Below are 15729 nucleotides of genomic sequence, written 5' to 3'. Positions count from 1 at the left end.
ATCCGCATCCGCACAGCGGGTGCGGATTCCGTATATCGGTTGGCTACCGATCGGTTTTCAGCCGCCTTGTCTGGCCTATGGTGTCCGAAGCCCTACGACAGGAGACGGACCCCTATGCCAGGCAGCGGCGCTGTCACCCGCAACACACTTCGCCAGCAGATCGCGGACGCGCTGCGGGACGAAGTGCTCGCGGGACGCCTGCCTCCGGGGACCGAGTTCACCGTCAAGCAGATCGCCGAGCAGTACGAGGTCTCCGCGACCCCGGTGCGCGAGGCACTCGTGGACCTCTCGGCCCAGGGGCTGCTCGAACTGGTCCAGCACCGCGGTTTCCGCGTGCGGATCTTCACGGTCGACGACTTCCGGGGCATGATCGAGGCCCGCTCGCTCGTCGTGGACGGGATCTTCCGCCGCCTCGCCGAGCGCGGCACCGCCCCCGGCGCCGGCGAGCTGCTCGTGTCGGTGCGCCGCCGGGGCGAGGAGGCGAGACGAGCCGCGCAGAGCGGTTCGCTCGAAGTCCTGATCGGCTACGACCTGCGCTTCTGGCGGGAGCTGAGCGGACTGGTCGCCAACACCTACATATCCGAGTTCCTGCACCGCATCCGCGTGCAGTGCTGGGTCTTCGCCGTCCCCCACCTCCAGCGCGAGCCGCAGCTGCGGACGGCGCTGTGGGACGGGCACAGCGAGCTGGTGGAAGCGGTGACGCTCGCCGACGCCGACGCGGTGCGCGGCATAGTACGGGGCTACAACGAGCACGCGCTGGCCTGGGCCGCCCGGCTCTGAGGCCCGAGGCCGGGCCCGAGGTTCTGCGCACCCCTTCGCGGAGGGTGTCCGGGCCACTACTCTGGCCCGATCGGCGACAACGACTGATCGGAGGCCGAGTGGCCTGTGACCTGTGGCTGGTCCCCCTTGTCGACGTGCTGTGCCACAGCCCCGACAACCCCTTCGCGGAAGAGATCGCCTCGTACGACAAGGCGCTGGGTGCCGCCGGACTGCCGTCCGTGCCCGTGTTCGCCTACATGCCGGGCCTGAGCGGGGACGTCGCCCCCGTGGCCGGTTTCGACTACGACGCCCTGCATTTCCTGAGGAGGGCGTACCTGCTCCAGCTCTGCGGGCTGCCCGTGACCCCGGTGGACGAGCTGGGCGGGGACTACGAGCAGCTGCTGGAGATGTTCGAGCCGACGGCCCAGCAGTCGCACCTGGTGTGGCACTACGACCACGCGGGGGCGTACGTCCCGGTGGACTTCGCCGTTCCACTGGCCAACGAGGAGCTGCTGGCCGGGGGCGGGCCGCTGGGGTCCGTGCAGGGGCTGCTGCGGGAGCTGCTGTTCGTGGCCCCCGCCATCGGGATAGACCCGGGTAACCCGCCCGCCGCGCCGGCGCCGCCGGGGCGGCCGACGCTGCTGGAGGAGCCGGCGGGGCCGATTCCGTACGACGACAGCCCCTTCGCCCGTGAGCGGCACGTATGGCTGGGACTGCACGCGGCCGCGACGCGGAGTCTCGGCCAGGGCTCGATGATCATCTTCAGCTGAGGCGGCGGCCGGGGCCGCAGCCGGTGGGCGGGGTACGGGTCCAGCCGGTGGGCGGGGTACGGGTCCAGCCGGTGGGCGGGGTACGGGTCCGCTGCGCGGAACCCGGGCCCCGCCCGTCCCTCAGCGCGGCTGCTCCGGCGGCCGCTGCCGGGGCATGTTCGGTCTGGTGCCCGGCGGCAGCGGGAAGCGGGCGGGCGGGATGTTCGCGTCCGCGCGCCCGACGGAGGACCCCAGCGACTGCATCACCAGCGGTGCGGGCCCGGCCCGGAACTCCACCATCCAGTCCGCCGTCTCCGAGCGCACCAGTTCCGTGATGTCCTCCGAGAAACGGCGCAGCACGGTCAGGCACCGCTCGGCGGCCTCGCTGGCCGTGCCCTCGGTGGGGCCGAGCACCTCGCGCACGTTCTCCGAGGCCCAGTCGAACTGGAGGGTCTGGAGCCGGCGCTGCACCGCCTGGGCCGTGGCCACGTCCCGCATCCACCCGGACGTCAGCCCGAAGAACCGGTCGCAGGCCAGCGCGGCCGCACCCAGCAGCAGCGCGAGGTAGCCGTACGTGGAGGCGCCCGGGATCGAGCCGGTCAGCTCCAGCAGCGGCATCGAGGCGCCCGTTACCGCGCCGACGGCGGCCCCGGCGCGCAGCACGCGCGCACCGCGCCGCTTCCACGCCCGGTCGGACAGGTACCACTCGGCCGTGCGCAGCGCGTCGGCCTCGACCCGCCGGTAGAGCTCGTCGAGCCGCTCGGCGGGCTCGCCCCAGTCCCCGAGGGGGAACGGCCGGCCGGTCAGATCGCCCGCCGCCATCGGTCCGCCGCCTTCCTCCCGGGGATCCCGGGGTGGCCCCTCGGGCTGCATCTCCGGCTGGCTCACCCGGCACTCCCTCTGCCTGCGCTGACGTGTGGTGGTGCGCGTGTGCGCAATGATGCGCATGCTCTTCCTACCTTCGAATGACGGGCGATGGGCGACGATTCCCGGGATTTCCGCCCGCAAGGAGGTCTCCAGCAGGTACGCGTACGCCCCGACTCTCACTCGAAAGAGTTGGTCCTCACGGCGTAGGGCGCGGCGCCCGGGGAGCACGTAGGCTCGGATTGACCAAGCGTTCCGAAGGTCTCGACGTACGACGTATGGAGTGAGTGCCCTGTGATTCCCGGTGGTGGCCAGCCCAACATGCAGCAGCTGCTCCAGCAGGCCCAGAAGATGCAGCAGGATCTCGCGGTCGCGCAGGAGGAGCTCGCACAGGCCGAGGTCGAGGGCCAGGCCGGCGGCGGTCTGGTCCGGGCGACCGTCACCGGCTCCGGTGAGCTGCGCTCCCTGGTGATCGACCCGAAGGCCGTGGACCCCGAGGACACGGAGACGCTCGCCGACCTGGTGGTCGCCGCGGTGCAGGCGGCCAACGAGAATGCGCAGGCGCTCCAGCAGCAGAAGCTGGGCCCCCTGGCCCAGGGCCTGGGCGGCGGCAGCGGTATCCCCGGCCTCCCGTTCTAGCCCCCCTCCCCCTACCCGACGAAAGAAGGCAGTCCGTTGTACGAAGGCGTGGTTCAGGACCTGATCGACGAACTGGGCAGGCTGCCCGGCGTCGGGCCCAAGAGCGCGCAGCGGATCGCCTTCCACATCCTGCAGACCGAGCCCACCGACGTCCGCCGCCTCGCGCACGCGCTGCTGGAGGTCAAGGACAAGGTCCGGTTCTGCGCGGTCTGCGGGAATGTGGCGCAGGAGGAGCGGTGCGGCATCTGCCGTGATCCGCGCCGGGACACCACGGTCATCTGCGTCGTGGAGGAGCCGAAGGACGTCGTCGCGATCGAGCGCACGCGCGAGTTCCGGGGCAAGTACCACGTCCTCGGCGGCGCGATCAGCCCGATCGAGGGCGTCGGCCCGGACGACCTGCGCATCCGCGAACTGCTGGCACGGCTGGCGGACGGCGAGGTGACCGAGCTGATCCTGGCCACCGACCCCAACCTGGAGGGCGAGGCGACCGCCACCTACCTCGCCCGCATGATCAAGCCCATGGGCCTGAAGGTCACCCGCCTGGCCAGCGGGCTCCCCGTCGGGGGAGATCTGGAGTATGCGGACGAGGTCACGCTGGGGCGGGCCTTTGAAGGAAGGCGACTTCTCGATGTCTGACGCAACGCTGCACGCCCTCGGCCAGGATCCGGACGACTTCGCCGCCTCGATCGCGGACCAGATCGAGTCGTTCATCGTTGCGGTCACCGAAGTGGCCAAGGGTGAGGACCCGGACAGTGCGGTGCCCTTCCTCCTCCTGGAGGTGTCCCAGCTGCTGCTGGCGGGCGGCCGGCTGGGCGCGTACCAGGACGTGCTGCCGGACGAGCGCTACGAGCCCGATCTCGGCCCGGAGCCGGACGTGGACGACCTGCGCGAGCGGTTCGCGATCATGCTGGAGCCGGTCGACGTCTACTCCGAGGTCTTCGACCCGTACGAGCCGCGCAAGGCCCCGGTGGCCCACCGGATCTCCGACGACCTGGCCGACGTGGTCGCCGACCTGCGGCACGGGCTCATTCACCACCAGTCGGGCCGCATCACCGAGGCGCTGTGGTGGTGGCAGTTCTCGTACTTCACCAACTGGGGTCCGACGGCCTCGGCCACCCTGCGCGCCCTCCAGTCGCTGATCGCCCACGTCCGCCTGGACCAGCCGCTGGCGGCCCTGGACGGCCTGGACACGGACGAGGACCTGGCCGAGGACGACCTCGCGGAGCAGGCCGGACAGGTGATGGCCGAGGAGCTCGGCGGCCTCGGCCGCAAGTGAGCGCCCTGACCGGGAACTCATTCTCTGATCTTCTCGTCTCATGATGTGGTACGAAGCGGGCGGATCCCGGTCGCTCGTTACACTGCACCAGCAATGAGACGGACTGAGCGAGGAGCGCACGTGGGCCTTGTCGTGCAGAAGTACGGAGGCTCCTCCGTAGCCGATGCCGAGGGCATCAAGCGCGTCGCCAAGCGGATCGTGGATGCCAAGAAGAACGGCCACCAGGTGGTCGTCGTGGTTTCCGCGATGGGCGACACGACGGACGAGCTGATCGATCTCGCCGAGCAGGTATCCCCGATGCCTGCCGGGCGTGAATTCGACATGCTGCTGACCGCCGGAGAGCGGATCTCCATGGCCCTGCTGGCCATGGCGATCAAAAACCTGGGTCACGAGGCCCAGTCGTTCACCGGTAGCCAGGCAGGCGTGATCACCGACTCGGTCCACAACAAAGCGCGCATCATCGATGTCACGCCGGGCCGAATCCGCACCGCGCTGGACGAGGGCAACATCGCCATCGTCGCCGGTTTCCAGGGCGTGTCCGCGGACTCCAAGGACATCACCACCCTCGGCCGGGGCGGCTCGGACACCACCGCCGTCGCCCTCGCCGCGGCGCTGGACGCCGAGGTCTGCGAGATCTACACCGACGTGGACGGCGTCTTCACCGCGGACCCCCGCGTCGTGAAGAAGGCCCGGAAGATCGACTGGATCTCCTCCGAGGACATGCTGGAGCTCGCGGCCTCCGGCTCCAAGGTGCTGCTGCACCGCTGCGTCGAGTACGCGCGCCGCTACAACATCCCGATCCACGTCCGCTCGTCCTTCTCCGGACTGCCGGGCACCTGGGTCAGCAACGAGAATCCGCAAGGGGACGCGCAGGTGGAGCACGCCATCATCTCCGGAGTCGCGCACGACGTCTCCGAAGCCAAGATCACGGTCGTCGGTGTCCCGGACAAGCCGGGCGAGGCCGCGGCGATCTTCCGCGCCATCGCGGACGCCGAGATCAACATCGACATGATCGTGCAGAACGTCTCCGCGGCCTCCACGGGCCTCACGGACATCTCCTTCACCCTCCCCAAGGCCGAGGGCCACAAGGCCATCGAGGCCCTGGAGAAGGCGAAGGGCGCGATCGGCTTCGACTCCCTGCGCTACGACGACCAGATCGGCAAGATCTCCCTGGTCGGCGCGGGCATGAAGACGAACCCGGGCGTCACCGCCTCGTTCTTCCAGGCGCTGTCCGACGCGGGCGTGAACATCGAGCTGATCTCGACCTCCGAGATCCGCATCTCCGTCGTCACCCGCCAGGACGACGTCAACGAGGCCGTCCGCGCCGTGCACACGGCCTTCGGCCTCGACTCCGACAGTGACGAAGCCGTCGTCTACGGAGGCACCGGACGATGACCCGCACCCGGTCCTCCGGCCCGGCACTCGCCGTGGTCGGGGCGACCGGAGCAGTCGGTTCGGTCCTGCTCCAGATGCTGTCCCTGCGCGCGGACGTCTGGGGCGACATCCGCCTGATCGCCTCCGCGCGCTCGGCCGGCCGCATGCTGACCGTCCGTGCGCAGGAGAGCGAGGTGATCGCCCTCACCGAGGACGCCTTCGACGGCCTCGGACCGGGCGACATCGCCCTCTTCCTCACCCCGGCCGACATCTCGGCCCGGTGGGCGCCGGTCGTCACCGCGCGCGGCTCGGTCGTCATCGACCTGTCCGCCGCCTTCCGCGAGGACCCCGAGGTCCCGCTGGTGGTGCCCGAGGTCAACGGGCACGCCGCGCGGATCCGGCCGCGCGGGATCGTCGCCGGCCCGGACTGCGTGACCGCCACCATGATCGCGGCGCTGGGCGCGCTGCACTCCGAGTACTCCCTGCGCGACCTGGTCGTCTCCTCGTACCAGGCCGCCAGCGCCGTCGGCCGGGCCGGCTCCGAGGCGCTGCGCCGCCAGCAGTCGCTGGTCGCGGGCACCTCCCTGGGCGAGCAGCCCGGGGACGTCCGCCGCGCCGTGGGCGAGGACATGGGCCCCTTCGCCGCCCCGCTCGCGCTCAACGTCGTGCCCTGGTCCGGCGAGCTGCGCGCGGACGGCTGGTCCTCGCACGAACTGGCGGTACGCGGCGAGACGCGCCGGATCCTGGAACTGGAGCAGCTCCCGGTGTCCGTGACCTGCGTTCAGGTACCGGTGCTGATCGGGCACTCGCTGACCGTGCGGGCCCGGTTCGAGCGCGAGGTGGAGGCCCCGCACGCCCGGGAGATCCTGGAGGCCGCGCCCGGCGTGGTGCTCGTTGACGACCCCGCGGCGGGGGAGTTCCCCACCCCCGTGGACGCCGCCGGGACGGATCCTGCCTGGGTGGGACGGGTGCGGGCCTCGCTCGACGACCCCTGCGCCCTGGAGTTCTTCGTGTGCGCCGACAATCTCCGCAAGGGCGCAGCGCTGAATGCCACACAGATCGCGGAACTGATCGCAGGTGAATTTGCGTAATTCGCTTTGTAGGATCGGTGCTGATCCCTTGATCAAGGTGATGGCCCGACTGCCGTCTCGATAAGACGGGGCAATCGGGAAGAGCGGGTACGCATGAGGGCAATAGGGATTGCGGCGGTGAGACTGCCTCGCGCGTACAACCCTGATGGGGGGACGCGTGTCCAACTGGCGTGGCAGAGGCACTGCTCGAACCAGTCGTCCGGCCGGCGCAGATCGGGATCATCCCGTCGCGCCGGGGTCTTCGCACGCCCGGCGGCGGTCTCCCCGTGATCGTGCCCGTCCCGCCGGCGGGGCCGTCAGAGGCGCCCGTACGGACCGCCGTACCGATCCGGGGCGGCCTCGTGCCCGCACCGCGCGACAGCGCTGAGGCGGACGGGGCAGCCAAGAGCGAGACGGCCGAGGTGGTGGCCGGCACCACCGTCGACCACCTCACCGCCACCTACCAGGCGCACTACCGCTCGCTCCTGGGCCTGGCCGCGCTGCTCCTCGACGACACTGCCTCCTGCGAGGACGTGGTCCAGGAGGCCTTCATCCGGGTGCACTCCGCCCGCAACCGGGTCCGTGACCGGGAGAAGACCCTGGCGTACCTGCGCCAGACCGTCGTGAACCTCTCGCGGTCCGCGCTGCGCCGCCGCATCCTCGGCCTCAAGCTGCTCTCGAAGCCGATGCCCGACATGGCGAGCGCCGAAGAGGGCGCGTACGACCAGCTGGAGCGGGACGATCTGATCAAGGCGATGCGCGGGCTGCAGCGCCGCCAGCGCGAGGTGCTGGTCCTGCGCTACTTCGCGGACATGACGGAGTCCCAGGTCGCCGAGACGCTCGGAATATCGCTCGGCTCGGTGAAGGCATACGGATCGCGGGGCATTGCCGCGCTGCGGGTGGCGATGGAGGCTGCGCAGTCATGATGGACGACCACACTTCGCCGAGCGGATCGAGCGGATCGAGCGGGGAAGAGGAGCTGCGCATCCTCCTGCGCGGGGCCGTCGACGGCCTGCAGCCCTCCGCGGACGCGCTGGAGCGACTGCGGTACGCCGTCCCCGCGCGCCGGACCCGCAACCGCCGGGCCGCCCTCGTAGGCGCCGCGGCCGCCGTGCTGCTCGCCGGGACCGCGATCCCGGCCGCCCTGCACATGTCGGGAGCCGGCGCCGCGGCCGATGACCACCCGGCCATGGCCGGGCACGGCCAGGCCGCGGGGGGCAGGCGGGACGCGCACGCCTCCGACCCGCACCAGAACGGATTCGGGGACCCCCCGAGGTCGAGCCGCTCCTTCGGCGACGTACCGGCCATCGGCGGTGTCACCGGGCAGCCGGACGCCACGGCGGGCTCCCAGGCGGGCGGTCAGGCGGCCGGCCCGTCCGGCGCCGGTACCACCGCCGGACCCGGCGGTTCCGGCGGGTCCGTGGTCGGCTCGGGGCCGATGCCGCCGGTGGCGGCGCCGGGCGTGCCCGGGTGCGGCGCGGACCAGCTCGGGGTGGTGGGCTCGGCCCGGCCCCCGGAGACCGACGGCAGGGTGTACGGCAGCTTCCGGGTCGCCAACGTCTCGGCGCAGGCCTGCGCGGTCAACGGCCAGGACGCCGTGACGGCCGCCCCTGCTGCCGGTACCGGGACCGGTTCGGGCTCCGCGGTCGCGGTGGTCGGCCACACGGCGGGGGATGCCGCGACCGGGCTGCTGCCCGATCCGTCGGCGGCGTCCGCGGCCCTCGTGCTCCCGCCGAACACCGCGTACGAGGTCCGCTTCGCGTGGGTGCCGTCGGGGGAGACCTGTACGTCGGGCAGCCCGGACGCGGGCGGGAAGCCGCCGCAGACCGATTCCGCGGGCACCTCGGCCGGCGCGGGCAGCGGGGTCGCCTCCGACCCCGCGGCGGGCTCGGGCCAGACTCCGCCGGGCGTGGCCGTCTCGCACACCCCGCAGTCGGGGGCCGCGACCACCCAGACGACGATCCCCGAGGCCTGCGGCGGAACGGTGTACCGGACGGGCGCGATCCCGGTGTCCTGAGGGACGTCCTGCCGACCGGTCGGGCAGCCCGAAGGCCGGGCCCGGCAAGATCCGAAAGGGACGGCCTAGGCGGCGGGTTCCAGCAGGCCGGCCTCGGCGTCGCGGATGGTCTCCACCTCGCGGCGGTAGAGCCGGAACCACATGAAGAGCACGAAGGCGACGAAGACGAACCACTCGCCGGTGTAGCCGAGGTTCTGGAAGGCCTTCAGGTCGAGCCCGGTGTTGGTCGGCGCCTGCGCGGGCACCGGAACCATTCCGTCCGACGGGGTCTGCACGGTCAGCCAGGCGTCGTACAGGTCGTATGCGACGAGGTTGACCAGAGAGGCCGCCGAGATCACCCCGAGCTGCCCGGCCGGCAGCCCGCCCTCGGCGTGGACCCCCTTCGTACCGGCGTTCTCCGACGCCTGCAGGGCCCCGGTGACCTCGACCCGCCCGGTGGGCGGAGCCGGCACCTTCGCGGGATCCGCCGCCCCCGGCAGCCAGCCCCGGACCACCGGGACGGCCTTGCCGGAGTCGGTCTTCAGCAGGGTCAGCACGTAGAACCCGGACCGGCCGTCCAGCCGGCGCTCGGGCACCAGCAGCTGGTCGCCGTACTCCCCGGCCGTGGAGGCCAACCGTCCCGAGGTCGTCTTGTCGACCGGGAGCAGCGAGTCCAGGGGCGAGGCCACCTGATCGGCGGGCCGCTCGGCGGACGCCTCCCGGTGGCTGTCGACGCGGTCCTCGAACCGGCCGAGCTGCCAGGACCCCATGAACAGGCAGAAGGGAACGGCGAGCGCGACGAAGACGTTGATCCCCCACCAGCGCGGGGTCAGGAGAAACCGGTGCACCCCACCACGGTACGGGGGGTGCACCGGTCGCCCTCCCGCAGGGTCAGTGCGGCAGGTGCTTCAGCGCGAACTCCAGCTCCATCCGTACCTGCTTGATCCGCTCCTCCACCACCAGCGAACCGTGCCCGGCGTCGTAGCGGTACACCTCGTGCACCGCCCCGCGCGCGGCCAGCCGGTCCACGAAGTTGTCGATCTGGCGGATCGGGCAGCGCGGGTCGTTCACCCCCGCCGCGATGTGGACGGGTGCCTTCACGGCGTCCACGTACGTCAGCGGCGAGGAGGCCTCGAAGCGCTCCGGGACCTCCTCCGGCGTGCCGCCGAAGAGGGTGCGGTCCAGGGCCTTCAGCGCCTCCATCTCGTCGTGGTAGGCCGTCACGTAGTCCGCGACCGGCACGGCGGCCAGCCCCACGGCCCAGGCGTCGGGCTGCGTGCCCAGGCCCAGCAGCGTCAGGTACCCGCCCCAGGAACCGCCCGACAGCACCATGCGCGCCGGGTCCGCGAGGCCGGAGGAGACCGCCCACTCGCGGACCGCCGCGATGTCCTCCAGCTCGATCAGCCCGACCCGGTGCTTGAGGGCGTCGGTCCACTCGCGGCCGTAACCCGTCGAGCCGCGGTAGTTGACCCGCACCACGGCGAAGCCGTGGTCCAGCCAGGCCGCCGGGGCCGACGCGAAGGCGTCGCTGTCGTGCCAGGTCGGCCCGCCGTGGATCTCGAAGATCGTCGGGAAGGGGCCCTCGCCGTGGCCCGCCGGCCGCTGCGCGAGCGCGTGGATCCGCCCGCCCGGGCCCTCGACCCACACGTCCTCCACCGGCAGCGAACCGGGCGCCCGGAAACCGGGCGGGTCCAGCACGATCCCGCCCGCGGTGGACCGTACCGTCGAGGGCTCGGCGGCCGAGGACCACAGGTACTCCACCGTCCCGTCGGGCCGCGCGGTGGCCCCCGACACCGACCCCGGCGGCGTGTCCACGCGTACGAGCTCCCGTGCGGCCAGGTCGTAGCGCCACAGCTCGCTGCGCGCCTCGAAGCTGTGCGCGACCAGCAGCGCGCTGCCGTCCGGGTACCACTCGGCGCTGACGTCGCCCGGCAGGTCGATCGCGAGCTCCTGCTCGGCGCCGGTGGCCACGTCCCAGACCATCGGCTCCCAGCGGCCGCGCCGCTGGTGGCCGACGAGCAGCCGGGTGTCGCCGGCGACCGGCGCGAAGCCGAGGACCTCCAGACCCAGCTCCTCGGTCCCGCCCCGGGAGTCGTCCAGCTCGGCGACGGTGCTCCCGTCGAGCGTCAGGACGCGCAGGGCGGAGTGCATCGCGTCGCCGTGCTCGGTGTGCTCCACGGCCACGAGCGTTCCGTCGCGGGACAGGTCGCCCACGCCGGCCGACTCCCGGTGCCGGTAGATCACGGTGGGCGCGGAGCCGTCCGCCCGGACCACGTGGACGGTGGAGCCGTCCTCGTCGGTGGAGCGCCCCACGACGGCCGTACCGTCACGCCCGATGGCCAGCCCGGCGGGGTACGAGGGCGCAAGGCCCGGGGTGGCCGGTTCGTCGGGGCCGCCCGCGAAGGGCTGGCGCACCCAGGTGCCGAACTCGTCGCCGTCGGTGTCGGAGAACCACCAGATCCACTCGCCGTCGGGGGAGAGGGTGCCGTCGGTGGTGCCGTTGGGGCGGTCGGTGGCCTGCCGCTGCGCGCCGGTGGCGCGGTCCCAGGCATAGATCTCGAAGGTTCCGGTCGCGTTGGAGACGAAGAGCGAACGGTCCGGGGCGTCCTCGGCCCAGTCGGGGAGCCCGACGCGCGGTGCCCGGAACCGCTTCTCCCAGTCGGGCATGTCGGGGGTCATCTCACTGTCGCTGGTCATGCGCCCCATTGTGGCCGCAGCGGTCCCCGGGATGCCGACCGCCCGGAACGGGCGCAGAGTGGAACGCATCGGCCGTCCCGTCCGAGGAGGAACGATCATGGCCAAGAAGGCTCACACCGGCCACCACCGCCATCAGGACTCCGAGCGCGCACAGGCGAAGAACACGGCCGCCGAGGCCCGAGCCAAAGCCGCGGTCCGGGACATCCACAGCACTGCCGCGAAGACGCGCGGCATGCAGCAGAAGGCCCAGGCCAAGCGCGGCTAGTCCGACCCGACCGGCAGGACACCCCCCGGGCGGTGTCCCGCCGATCAGGCCGGGTTCGCGGTGTCCGGCACGCACGCTCGCCGCGTTCTCGTCGGTCGCCGACGCTCCGCGTCGACTCCCTCCTCGGCCTTGCGATCGCACGCACCGGACACCGCTCCCTGATCCGGCCCGACCGGCAGGACACCCCCTAGGCTGGCGCCATGCGGATGATCGTCAGGGGCGCCCGGCTGCTGCACACCCACGGCCTTTCCGACGTCGAGGTCGCGGAGGACGGCCGCATCGCGCGGGTGATCCCGTACGACGACCAGAAGGAACCACCCGCCACCGGCATCCTCATCGAGGCCCACGGCGGCCTGCTCAGCGCGCCCTTCGTCGAGCCCCACATCCACCTGGACACGGCCCTGACCGCAGGCGAGCCGCGGCCCAACGCCTCCGGCACCCTCTGGGAGGGCATCGCCTGCTGGAGCGAGCGCAAGCGGACCCTGACCCGCGAGGACGTGATCGCGCGGGCCACCGAGGTACTGCGCTGGCAGGCCGCCCACGGGGTGCTGCACGTGCGGACCCACTGCGACATCACCGACCCGGACCTCACGGCACTCGACGCGCTGCTGGAGGTCCGCGACCGGGTGCGGGACTTCATGACCCTGCAGATCGTGGCCTTTCCGCAGGAGGGCGTCGTCTCCTTCCCGGGCGGCGAGGGACTGCTGCGCGAGGCCGTCGCCCGCGGGGCGGACGTCGTGGGTGCGATCCCGCACTTCGAGGACACCCGCGAGGACGGCGTGGCCTCGCTGCACACGGCCTTCGCGCTGGCCGAGGAACACGGCCTGCGGGTCGACGCGCACTGCGACGAGATCGACGACGAGCAGTCGCGCTTCGTGGAGGTGCTGGCCACCCTGGCCATGCGATCGGGGCTGCGCGGCCGCGCCACCGCCTCGCACACCACGGCCATGGGCTCCTACAACGGCGCCTACAGCTACAAACTCCAGCGGCTGCTCTCCCGCTCCGGCATCAACCTCGTCTCCAACCCCTTCGCCAACCTGGGCCTCCAGGGCCGCTTCGACGCCTATCCCAAGCGCCGCGGCCTCACCCAGGTCAAGGAGATGCTGGCGGCCGGGGTCAATGTCGCCTTCGGCCACGACGACGTGATGGACCCCTGGAACGCGCTCGGTACCGCCAACCCGCTGCAGACCGCCCTCGTCGGGCTGTACGCCGCCCAGCTCACCGGCGGCGACGAGGTCCCGCTGGCCTTCTCGATGGTGACGGAGAACGCGGCGCGCGTGCTCGGCCTCGCGGAGGCGGAGTACGGCATCACCGCGGGCGCCCCCGCCTCCTTCGTCCTGCTCCCGGCCCCCTCGCCCGAGGAGGCGATCCGCCGCCAGGTCCGCCCGCGGTACGTCGTCTCGCGCGGGACCGTCCTCGCCGAGACCCCGCCCGCCCCGACCCGGCTCAACTGGCCCGGGGAGCCCCCGTCCGAGGTCGATTTCGGCCGCCGCCTACGCTGACGCCCCATGCAGACATGGACTCTTGACACCGCATCGGCCCGCGCCGCCCACGAGATCGCGGCGGGGTACGCGGACACGACCCTCCTGAACCACTCGGTCCGCTCCTATGCCTTCGCGGCCCGCTACGCGCAGCAGCACGAGCTGGCGTACGACGCGGAACTCCTCTACGTCAGCGCCCTGCTCCACGACCTGGGCCTGACCGCGCCCTTCGACAGCCACACCCTTCCCTTCGAGGAGGCGGGCGGCCATGTCGCCCGCGTCCTGACGGCGGGCCTGGGCTGGCCGGCGGCCCGCCGGGCGCGCGCCGAGGAGGTCATCGTCCTGCACATGCGGGACGACGTGAGCGCGGCCGAGGACGTGGAGAGCCACCTCCTGCAGGTCGGCACCAGCGCGGACGTCTCGGGCCTGGGCCTCGCCTCCTTCGACCCCGCCTTCACCGCCGACCTCCTCGCCGCGCACCCGCGGGGCGACTTCGGCGCCGCGTTCCTGGCCCTGGTCGAGGACCAGGCCGTACGCAAGCCGGACTGCGCAGCCGCCGCGTACGTGGCCGGCGGCGCGGCCGTCCGTATCGCGGCCAACCCGCTGGACCGGCCGCAGGCGTAGCCCCGTACGCGGGGGTCACGCATATCGCCCACCGGGTCGGATAGCGTGCCCGCATGTCGTGGGACGAGGACGGAACACCGCACCCGCTCGCACTGCGCCGCACCGGCCGCAGCGAACTGGAACCGGACCGGCTGCCCGAGATGCGGGAGCTGGAGGTGCTCGGCTGGGAGCTGGCCCCCGAGGACCTGCGCTGGGTGTTCCTCCCGTACGTCTGGCCTCCGGCGGCCCGCACCTGGGTCCCCGACCGTTCCACCCACTGGGCGGTGGACACCTCCCTCGACGGCCACGGCCACATCACCGGCGTGGAGTGCGCCCCGCTGCCCGAGCCCGACCTCCGGGACCTCGACCGGGAGGCCGACGAGGCCCTTGCCGCGCTGGGGCTCCCGCCCCGCCCGCGCGGCCGCCTCTGGCTGCTCCGCCCGGTCGGCCCCTTCACCACCGTCGGCGCGCTGCTGGAACACCTCGACGCCCTGGCCTCCGCGGCACCCGCCGAAACCCTCCTCGCCCTGACCCGGACCACCCTCGCCGAACTCGCCGGGCCCTGAGGGGTGGGACGTGGCTACCCTGGGGTGAGGGGGTACCGCGGGAGGCGATCTCATGCGTCGGCGCCATCACTTCCACATCGACCACGACGGGCACTCGGTGAGCGCCACCGTCCAGACCGGTCACACCGCCGTCGTGGAGGTACTGGTCGACGGCAAGGAGACCGGCTACGCCACGACGCACCACGATCACCCGGTGACCGTCCACGTCGAGCTGCCGACGAACCCCCCGACCCAGGTCACGGTCCGCGCGACCCCCGGCCCGGGCGTCCCCCGCTGCATCTTCGAGACCCCGTCCACGGAACCCCACATCATGTCCCCCCGCCCCTACTGACGCAGGAAGGGCCCGACCCGCGATGCGGATCAAGCCCTTGACCTGGTCTTACCAAGTCGGGTGGCCGGTCGGCTCTGCGGGCGAGGCGTCACCCTGCAGGCGTCAGGACACGTCAGCGCGAACCCCCTTGCCGATCAGACCATCCGTGTACGTCACCGTCTTCGCTGTGAACGCACCCTTGCCGGTGATAGCGCCGATCACGTTCTCGCCCGGGGCCAGCTCCACCGTGGCGATCTGGTCCTCGTCGGCCCCGAGTTCAGCCATGTGTTTGGTGCCGTTCGTGTCGGTGATCGCAAAGTAGAGCGGGTTCACGTTGATCGGCTTACTGCTGTTGTTCGTGATCGTGACGGACACGCTCGTGTATGCGTCGCCCTGCGCGATGATGCTCTTCTTGAACTCAGCCTTCTTCGCAACAACGTCGACCGCGGCCTTCTTCTCCGGTGCGGCAGAGGACGGCTTGGACTCGGGCGCCTTCGCCGGCGCGGACGGTGCAGCGGCCGCAGGCGTGGATTCCTTCGCCGTCTCGTCGCCGCTCCCACCGCCGAGTAACGCGCCGAGGACGCCGATGAGCACGACGAATCCCACGATGCCCAGACACGAGAAGCCGACGATCTTCCCCGCGCTGGACTTCTTCGGCTGTGGCGGGGGCGGGTAGCCGTACCCGGGCTGCGGCTGACCGGGCGGCGAGAACTGCTGAGACAAGGGAACCCCCACAGGACGAGTGCGAATCCGGTCACCGTATGGGTGCGTGTGCGCGCGGGTGCAGCAATGTTCAAACCGTGACAATCGAACATTCAACCGCCCGGCGCTTGCCACGCTGGAACCTCCCGAAGGAGGGGACGTAGCCACTCAGGTAGTCAGCCGGACACAGAAAGAGCCGGTGCAGGGTTCCCTGCACCGGCTCTTTCTCGGTACTTCAGCGTCGGGGGGCGCCACCCGAATTCTGCACGGGTCTCGGGCGCATAAGCGCAGGTCGAGCCTGTGGTGTACGTCCGGCCCGACCAAGATCTTCGGAGACGCCGGAGGAAGATTTCCTCCAAGCCGTCTCCCGGGAAAGAG

At 71.9% G+C, this 15729-nt stretch carries 18 protein-coding genes; 14 read left to right on the top strand and 4 right to left on the bottom strand.

Features of this window, described 5'->3' with window-relative positions; all coding sequences use genetic code 11:
* Positions 1-114: 114 nt before the first annotated feature.
* Positions 115-780 (top strand): GntR family transcriptional regulator, encoded by a 666-nt coding sequence (locus OG373_RS18985; RefSeq protein ID WP_405439345.1) that lies wholly within the window; start codon positions 115-117, stop codon positions 778-780.
* Between the two features lie 98 nt (positions 781-878).
* Positions 879-1529 (top strand): hypothetical protein, encoded by a 651-nt coding sequence (locus OG373_RS18980; protein ID WP_397732882.1) that lies wholly within the window; start codon positions 879-881, stop codon positions 1527-1529.
* 120 nt (positions 1530-1649) lie between these two features.
* Here OG373_RS18980 and OG373_RS18975 read toward each other — a convergent pair whose 3' ends face one another.
* Positions 1650-2396, bottom strand: coding sequence for an SLATT domain-containing protein (locus OG373_RS18975; protein WP_397732881.1), 747 nt, complete (start codon positions 2394-2396; stop codon positions 1650-1652).
* Between the two features lie 270 nt (positions 2397-2666).
* On the opposite strand from OG373_RS18975, the gene OG373_RS18970 reads away from it, so the two are divergent.
* The 7 genes from OG373_RS18970 (at position 2667) to OG373_RS18940 (ending at position 8748) form a co-directional block, all read left to right on the top strand.
* Positions 2667-3011 (top strand): YbaB/EbfC family nucleoid-associated protein, encoded by a 345-nt coding sequence (locus OG373_RS18970; RefSeq protein WP_397732880.1) that lies wholly within the window; start codon positions 2667-2669, stop codon positions 3009-3011.
* Between the two features lie 36 nt (positions 3012-3047).
* Positions 3048-3647 (top strand): recombination mediator RecR, encoded by a 600-nt coding sequence (gene recR / locus OG373_RS18965; RefSeq protein WP_397732879.1) that lies wholly within the window; start codon positions 3048-3050, stop codon positions 3645-3647.
* A complete protein-coding gene (locus tag OG373_RS18960; RefSeq protein ID WP_405439344.1) occupies positions 3640-4287 on the top strand; it encodes a DUF5063 domain-containing protein in 648 nt (215 codons plus the stop codon). Before recR ends, OG373_RS18960 begins: the two co-directional genes overlap by 8 nt.
* Positions 4288-4407: 120 nt before the next feature.
* The gene (locus tag OG373_RS18955; protein WP_030383676.1) at positions 4408-5682 is read left to right on the top strand and encodes an aspartate kinase; all 1275 of its coding nucleotides are present in this window, start codon (positions 4408-4410) and stop codon (positions 5680-5682) included.
* A complete protein-coding gene (locus OG373_RS18950; RefSeq protein ID WP_405439343.1) occupies positions 5679-6752 on the top strand; it encodes an aspartate-semialdehyde dehydrogenase in 1074 nt (357 codons plus the stop codon). The genes OG373_RS18955 and OG373_RS18950 overlap by 4 nt, the downstream gene beginning before the upstream one ends.
* 212 nt (positions 6753-6964) lie before the next feature.
* A complete protein-coding gene (locus tag OG373_RS18945; RefSeq protein ID WP_405444117.1) occupies positions 6965-7657 on the top strand; it encodes a SigE family RNA polymerase sigma factor in 693 nt (230 codons plus the stop codon).
* Complete coding sequence (locus tag OG373_RS18940; RefSeq protein WP_405439342.1) at positions 7654-8748, top strand: hypothetical protein; 1095 nt, start codon at positions 7654-7656, stop codon at positions 8746-8748. Before OG373_RS18945 ends, OG373_RS18940 begins: the two co-directional genes overlap by 4 nt.
* A gap of 65 nt (positions 8749-8813) precedes the next feature.
* Here OG373_RS18940 and OG373_RS18935 read toward each other — a convergent pair whose 3' ends face one another.
* The gene (locus OG373_RS18935) at positions 8814-9575 is read right to left on the bottom strand and encodes an SURF1 family protein (RefSeq protein ID WP_405439341.1); all 762 of its coding nucleotides are present in this window, start codon (positions 9573-9575) and stop codon (positions 8814-8816) included.
* Positions 9576-9618: 43 nt separating this feature from the next.
* On the bottom strand, positions 9619-11424 hold the full coding sequence (locus OG373_RS18930) for a prolyl oligopeptidase family serine peptidase (RefSeq protein WP_405439340.1): 1806 nt from the start codon (positions 11422-11424) through the stop codon (positions 9619-9621).
* A gap of 97 nt (positions 11425-11521) precedes the next feature.
* On the opposite strand from OG373_RS18930, the gene OG373_RS18925 reads away from it, so the two are divergent.
* From OG373_RS18925 to OG373_RS18905, 5 genes are all read left to right on the top strand, one after another.
* Positions 11522-11689, top strand: coding sequence for a hypothetical protein (locus tag OG373_RS18925; RefSeq protein ID WP_158720973.1), 168 nt, complete (start codon positions 11522-11524; stop codon positions 11687-11689).
* Positions 11690-11889: 200 nt separating this feature from the next.
* Positions 11890-13191 (top strand): cytosine deaminase, encoded by a 1302-nt coding sequence (codA, locus tag OG373_RS18920; RefSeq protein ID WP_405439339.1) that lies wholly within the window; start codon positions 11890-11892, stop codon positions 13189-13191.
* Positions 13192-13197: 6 nt separating this feature from the next.
* Positions 13198-13794: an HD domain-containing protein gene (locus OG373_RS18915; RefSeq protein WP_405439338.1), complete on the top strand. Its 597-nt coding sequence runs from the start codon at positions 13198-13200 to the stop codon at positions 13792-13794.
* A gap of 53 nt (positions 13795-13847) precedes the next feature.
* Positions 13848-14339: a DUF5956 family protein gene (locus tag OG373_RS18910; protein WP_405439337.1), complete on the top strand. Its 492-nt coding sequence runs from the start codon at positions 13848-13850 to the stop codon at positions 14337-14339.
* 52 nt (positions 14340-14391) lie between these two features.
* Entirely contained in the window at positions 14392-14670 is a 279-nt protein-coding gene (locus OG373_RS18905) for a hypothetical protein (protein ID WP_405439336.1), read from the top strand.
* A 102-nt stretch (positions 14671-14772) separates the two neighbouring features.
* Here OG373_RS18905 and OG373_RS18900 read toward each other — a convergent pair whose 3' ends face one another.
* The gene (locus OG373_RS18900; protein ID WP_405439335.1) at positions 14773-15372 is read right to left on the bottom strand and encodes a DUF4352 domain-containing protein; all 600 of its coding nucleotides are present in this window, start codon (positions 15370-15372) and stop codon (positions 14773-14775) included.
* Positions 15373-15729: the final 357 nt, after the last annotated feature.

Source organism: Streptomyces avidinii (assembly GCF_045161815.1).
Lineage (GTDB): Bacteria > Actinomycetota > Actinomycetes > Streptomycetales > Streptomycetaceae > Streptomyces > Streptomyces avidinii.
The sequence above is the reverse complement of the archived record's forward strand: the minus strand, read 5'-3'. Positions and strand labels throughout refer to the sequence as shown.

Bases quoted from the DNA above. Each gene is read 5' to 3' on its own strand.
- OG373_RS18905 (WP_405439336.1), top strand. From the start codon at position 14,392: ATGCGTCGGCGCCATCACTTCCACATCGACCACGACGGGCACTCGGTG.
- OG373_RS18925 (WP_158720973.1), top strand. From the start codon at position 11,522: ATGGCCAAGAAGGCTCACACCGGCCACCACCGCCATCAGGACTCCGAG.
- OG373_RS18985 (WP_405439345.1), top strand. From the start codon at position 115: ATGCCAGGCAGCGGCGCTGTCACCCGCAACACACTTCGCCAGCAGATC.
- OG373_RS18950 (WP_405439343.1), top strand. From the start codon at position 5,679: ATGACCCGCACCCGGTCCTCCGGCCCGGCACTCGCCGTGGTCGGGGCG.
- OG373_RS18940 (WP_405439342.1), top strand. From the start codon at position 7,654: ATGATGGACGACCACACTTCGCCGAGCGGATCGAGCGGATCGAGCGGG.
- codA (WP_405439339.1), top strand. From the start codon at position 11,890: ATGCGGATGATCGTCAGGGGCGCCCGGCTGCTGCACACCCACGGCCTT.
- OG373_RS18960 (WP_405439344.1), top strand. From the start codon at position 3,640: ATGTCTGACGCAACGCTGCACGCCCTCGGCCAGGATCCGGACGACTTC.
- OG373_RS18930 (WP_405439340.1), bottom strand. From the start codon at position 11,424: ATGACCAGCGACAGTGAGATGACCCCCGACATGCCCGACTGGGAGAAG.
- OG373_RS18915 (WP_405439338.1), top strand. From the start codon at position 13,198: ATGCAGACATGGACTCTTGACACCGCATCGGCCCGCGCCGCCCACGAG.
- OG373_RS18910 (WP_405439337.1), top strand. From the start codon at position 13,848: ATGTCGTGGGACGAGGACGGAACACCGCACCCGCTCGCACTGCGCCGC.